Origin of the sequence: Legionella septentrionalis (assembly GCF_003989745.1) — a bacterium.
GTDB classification, from domain to species: Bacteria; Pseudomonadota; Gammaproteobacteria; order Legionellales; family Legionellaceae; genus Legionella_A; species Legionella_A septentrionalis.
This window is the reverse complement of sequence record NZ_RZGS01000061.1, coordinates 1-4967: the sequence shown is the minus strand read 5'-3', so window position 1 is coordinate 4967 and position 4967 is coordinate 1. Positions and strand designations below refer to the sequence as shown.

Below are 4967 nucleotides of genomic sequence, written 5' to 3'. Positions count from 1 at the left end.
TTCAGTATTTTAACAATCTGTGTTTCTGTAAAACGCGATTTCTTCATCGATGTTCTCCTCATACATAGTTTACGACGGAGAACTCTAATCAGGAATACACCTATTTTACGGGATGGTTACAATACCACATTTTAGTTCACGATAGATTTTTCGGAGATCCTTACCGGCTCAGGAAAAAGATTATTTGGCGATCTAGACAGAGATATTCAGCTCAGTCATATTTCAACAACAAGTTATTTGGGAGGCTTTGTTCAAATCAAATACCAACTTAATGGTCATTCGAGTATATAAACAATGTTCCAAATTAAAACATCAAGATTAATTCTAAGGCCTTGGCGACAAAGCGATCTGGAACCTTATTTCCTAATCAACCAAGACACTAAGGTTCTTGAGTTTTTGCCTGGCTCTATATCCAAAAAACAGATCAACGATTTTATGCAATATCAAAATCAACAATTGGAAGACCGAGGTTATATACTATGGGCAGCAGAATTACAGGACACTGGTGAACTGATTGGATTTATTGGACTAAATTATTTTGATAAGTCAGCACATTTTTCCCCTGCTGTTGAGATTGGCTCGCGATTAGGTTCTCAATATTGGGGGTTTGGTTATGCTACTGAAGGCGCATTGGTAGCATTAGACTATGGATTTAATCATCTTGGACTGAATGAAATAGTGGCATTTACAGTACAAGATAACCTACGCTCAAGAAAAGTCATGGAAAGAATTGAAATGACACATGACGTTGATGGTTCTTTTGCTCACCCAAACTTTCCTACTGATCATCATCTATCAAAACATGTTCTGTATCGAATCAAAAAATCATAATTAGTTCAATTGAGTTCATTTAATATCAATGGCAAAAAATCCTTGATTTCCAGTAATGGCTTGATAATCTGAAAGCAACACAACTGATGAGTCAGCGCAAATCTGACGAAACCACTAGGTCTTGTGATATGCCATCTTGTTCCCTAATTCCATGGCAAAGCGTTTAGCAGGGAAACCCATCAGGAGTTGTCTTTACGGCTTTACGCCCGAGGAGTGCTTCAAGCACATCATCATTAATAACCAGGTAAATCAACCGATGTTTCGGTGATCTTTTTTGCATAACCCAATTGGGATTCATAGTCCCTTTGGGGCTAATCCTCCCTACCCCTAAGGAGCATACCATGCAACAGCAGGAACCAGCGCAACTTGAAATTGAACATTTGCTGTTTGAACTGAATTGTTGTGTGAATGATTTAAGTCGTCATCGACTGCAAATTAATCCCTATGACATTCAACAGGCAGAGTTAAGTTTGCACAAACTGGAATCTTTGATTTCCTTTGTCAAACAGTTCGATACTCAACGAATTACTTGTTAATTGAAACAAATTAAGTCTTATCCGCATAACAGAAAACCACCTGCCTATGCGGATGTTTTTCTGTTATACCGCTCAGATTTAACAATAACAGGAGAATACAATGACTGCATCTTTAAACCGAGTTCAATTAATTGGCAATCTTGGTGCTGATCCCAAAATCGTCACTGGAAAAGATGGACAATCTTTTGTCACAGCTACTTTGGCTACCAATGAATCATTCAAACAGAATGATGAATGGCAAACCAGAGTGGAATGGCATCAGCTAGTACTATTTGGAAAGCTAACCAAAGTCGCTGAGTATTTAAAGAAAGGTTCACATGTATACCTAGAAGGTAAACTGCGTTCTAATCAATGGACAGACAACGAAGGCAAAGCACGTCAAGCCTTAAGCATTATTGTCAACCATATTCAGCTACTCAGCTCACCCAAATCAGCTGATGAATCTAGCAACAAAACCGCAGAACAGCACATGGCGCAAATGCGTGAAATGTTGCAACCGGATTCAGAAGAAATTCCGTTTTAATCATACCCTACCACGGGAGCAAGCTCCCGTGTGGGATTGCTCCCTTAATACAAGGAGATAATCCCATGGACACCCCTTCAATCTACGTCGCGTGTTTAGCCTCATACAACAAGGCCATCCTGCATGGTGTTTGGATAGATGCCACACAAAGCGAAGATGACATTATGGAAGAAATCTGGGAAATGCTGGATAACAGCCCTGAACCCAATGCTGAAGAATACGCCATACATGATTATGAAGGATTCGGCAGCATCAAAATCCATGAGTATGAGTCAATAAGTAATATTGTGGAGTATGCTTCATTTATTCAAGAACATGGAGAGCTAGGCTTAGCCCTTCTCTGCGATTATTTGGTAGATGATGCACAAACCATGCTGGAGGATCATTACCAAGGTTGTTATGATTCAGAAGTTGATTTTTCCAGGCAGTTATTTGATGACTGTTATGCCCATCAAATGCCGGATAATTTGATCTGCTATTTTGATTTTGAGGCTTTTGCCCGGGATCTTTTTATAAATGATTACTGTTCGGTTGAGTATGATGGACAGACATATGTCTTTTCAAACTATTAAGCCCCTGTCTGGGGCTTAATCTTTATCTCAAAATCCAATAATAAATTATATTCATTTAAATCAAATATCCTAAGCATCCATTTATGCCTGAACTACACATTATTATTCCAACACATTCCTTAAATATAAGACTATTCGATGAAATCTAATATTTTACTGAATAGCTATTAAAGCACACTGATTTAAAAATCATCTATGTTAAAACGTATCAATAGTAGGAGAAATAGTGCTTTGACATTCTAATAACTTAGAATGAAGATCATTAACAAAAAATAGAATATCATTAATTAATAACTTTAGTTCATTTAAAGTTATTTCTATACTATCTCCATTTTTATTTTTTCCTCCTCTATGAATTAAATCATGCCTCTTTGTAATTGCTTTATATATTGAAGTGATTTCATCAGAAAAGGTTATATCAAAAGTACATTCATATAGACGTTTAATTTTGGAAATATTATGCCATATTAAATTCGAAAGATGAGTTTGAATCGTAGTATGAATTTTATTATATTCTTTGTATAAATCAGATAATAATATTTTTCTTTTTTTAAAGTCATCATTTTTTTCAACAAATTGTATTACGAAGGAAACATCCGAAAATAAAACGGTTATAAAAGCTTCTGAAAGAAATGTTTCAAGTGCAGTAATAACATTTGCATAAAGTAATTTTAAAAGAAAATTTTGTGTTTTTGAGTCAAATTTGGTTTCAATCATTTCTTTTATTTGATCAATTGATTGAATAAATGAAGAGTAATATTCTGGATCTGGCTCAATTAAATCATAATAAGGACCTTCTTTACCTGACCAATAAGGACATTCCGTTGATAATTCATCAGCTAACTCACTTATTACCTCATCAGATACCTCGCCACTAAATTGCCCATCTAGTTCTTCCTGTGCGTCATAAGGTCCACCATAAATATAAATATACTCACCTTCACAATAGGGACATTGCACAGTGGAATGCTCCCCACTAAAACCGGACCAGCTAGTTGTTAACTAACGACTAGTAATAGGACTAGTATTATGACTATATCTAAAGAAGCGGAAGTAATAGAAGTAATTCATTCAAGTAGCTCAAGACGTCGCTGGGTTTTATATGAGAAGCAACAGATAGTACAAGAGACTTATCAACCTGGGATGACAGTCTCGTATGTAGCCAGAAAACATGGTATACCACCATCACAATTATTCTATTGGCGAAAACAAATGGAGAATGGAGCATTAAAAGGACTTAAGGCTGAAGAGGATGTTGTACCCCAGAGTGAAGTGAATGAACTGAAGCGACAAATTAAGCAGTTAGAGCGCATTTTAGGAAAGAAGACCGTAGAGAATGAGATATTACGGGAGGCAGTGAAGCTTGCACGAGAAAAAAAACTGATCTCGCGACAACCCTTGCTCGGAGTGGACGATATGGAATAAGAGCTATAGCAAATGCTCTTAAGGTTTCCCGTTCCCATTTAACGACAAGGATGAAAACAATGACAATGAAATACCAACGAGCCTCCCGAGCTTCACAGGAAGAAGATAATTTTTTATTGCCCTATATTAATAAAATAGTGAATGAGCGAGCTAGTTATGGCTATCGGCGCGTAACAACACTACTTAACCGTCAATTGCAGCTTGATGCTAAGCCCAAAGTAAACCATAAGCGCGTTTATCGAATTATGAAGGAGCATAGTTTGTTACTTCCTGCGTATGGCAAAAAGCCAACTAGACTTCATGATGGGAAAATCATCACCCTTCGAAGTAATACCCGATGGTGTTCTGATAGTTTTAGCGTTCAGTGCGCCAATGGTGATAGAGTTTTCATTGCATTTGCTATGGATACTTGTGACAGAGAAATTCTTGGGTTTATCGCATCAACGATTGGTATTGATGGTGCAGCCATTCGTGATTTGATGCTAGAAAGTGTTGAATACCGTTTCGGGAAAATTAACCATCTTCCCGCGACTATTCAATGGTTAAGCGATAATGGGCCTTGCTATGTCTCCCGCGAAACAATCACTTTTGCAAGAGAATTAGGCTTTGAAGTGTGTACAACGCCCGCTTATAGCCCCGAGAGTAATGGCATGGCTGAGGCATTTGTTAAAACATTTAAGCGAGACTATATAGCTTTTTATGACCCAATGAATGCTATTGCTTTGATGGACAATTTGGATAGTTGGTTTGAGGACTATAATAATATTGCCCCTCACAAGGGATTAAAAATGATGGCTCCCAGAGAATATCGAAGAGCTATTATAGGTAACTAGATGGTTCGGTTTAACGGGGGCAACTCCACACAGCTGGATCTTCATAGTTTCCGTGAAACCATTCCTCCATGTAGATTTTTTGTTCTTCCCGAGACAAATTTTTCAAAATTTCTCGGTCACTGTCATTGTAATCCCCCCTTATAATTGTTCCAGTCAAAATTAGAGTTCTCTGGGTATAATAACTACCGAGGAGAATTTGATGAAGAAATCGAGATATAACGAAAGCCAAATAATTACGATTCTAAAA

General features: G+C 37.2%; 6 protein-coding genes. 5 read left to right on the top strand and 1 reads right to left on the bottom strand.

The features are described 5' to 3' along the window. The first annotated feature begins 294 nt into the window (after positions 1 to 294). The 4 genes from ELY11_RS11965 to ELY11_RS11950 all read left to right on the top strand — a co-directional run bounded on the left by ELY11_RS11965 (position 295) and on the right by ELY11_RS11950 (position 2462). Positions 295 to 831, top strand: coding sequence for a GNAT family N-acetyltransferase (locus ELY11_RS11965; RefSeq protein WP_127033789.1), 537 nt, complete (start codon positions 295 to 297; stop codon positions 829 to 831). A 341-nt stretch (positions 832 to 1172) separates the two neighbouring features. Continuing rightward, positions 1173 to 1367 carry a hypothetical protein gene (locus ELY11_RS11960; protein WP_199741543.1) on the top strand — a complete coding sequence of 65 codons (195 nt, stop codon included), beginning with the start codon at positions 1173 to 1175 and terminating at the stop codon, positions 1365 to 1367. A 100-nt stretch (positions 1368 to 1467) separates the two neighbouring features. Beyond that, positions 1468 to 1890, top strand: coding sequence for a single-stranded DNA-binding protein (locus tag ELY11_RS11955; protein WP_011946066.1), 423 nt, complete (start codon positions 1468 to 1470; stop codon positions 1888 to 1890). Between the two features lie 65 nt (positions 1891 to 1955). Continuing rightward, entirely contained in the window at positions 1956 to 2462 is a 507-nt protein-coding gene (locus tag ELY11_RS11950) for an antirestriction protein ArdA (RefSeq protein WP_127033783.1), read from the top strand. Between the two features lie 198 nt (positions 2463 to 2660). Here ELY11_RS11950 and ELY11_RS11945 read toward each other — a convergent pair whose 3' ends face one another. Further along, entirely contained in the window at positions 2661 to 3422 is a 762-nt protein-coding gene (locus ELY11_RS11945) for a hypothetical protein (protein WP_127033780.1), read from the bottom strand. A 69-nt stretch (positions 3423 to 3491) separates the two neighbouring features. Here ELY11_RS11945 and ELY11_RS11940 point away from each other — a divergent pair. Further along, positions 3492 to 4720 (top strand): IS3 family transposase gene (locus ELY11_RS11940; protein ID WP_126954854.1). Its coding sequence is split into 2 segments (ribosomal slippage): positions 3492 to 3834 and positions 3834 to 4720, totalling 1230 coding nucleotides; the frame shifts between segments, so codons are not numbered across the junction. Positions 4721 to 4967 lie beyond the last annotated feature (247 nt).

What these genes read in the sequence shown, in the direction of transcription:
- ELY11_RS11950 (WP_127033783.1), top strand. Translation starts at nt 1,956, where the DNA reads ATGGACACCCCTTCAATCTACGTCGCGTGTTTAGCCTCATACAACAAG.
- ELY11_RS11960 (WP_199741543.1), top strand. Translation starts at nt 1,173, where the DNA reads ATGCAACAGCAGGAACCAGCGCAACTTGAAATTGAACATTTGCTGTTT.
- ELY11_RS11965 (WP_127033789.1), top strand. Translation starts at nt 295, where the DNA reads ATGTTCCAAATTAAAACATCAAGATTAATTCTAAGGCCTTGGCGACAA.
- ELY11_RS11955 (WP_011946066.1), top strand. Translation starts at nt 1,468, where the DNA reads ATGACTGCATCTTTAAACCGAGTTCAATTAATTGGCAATCTTGGTGCT.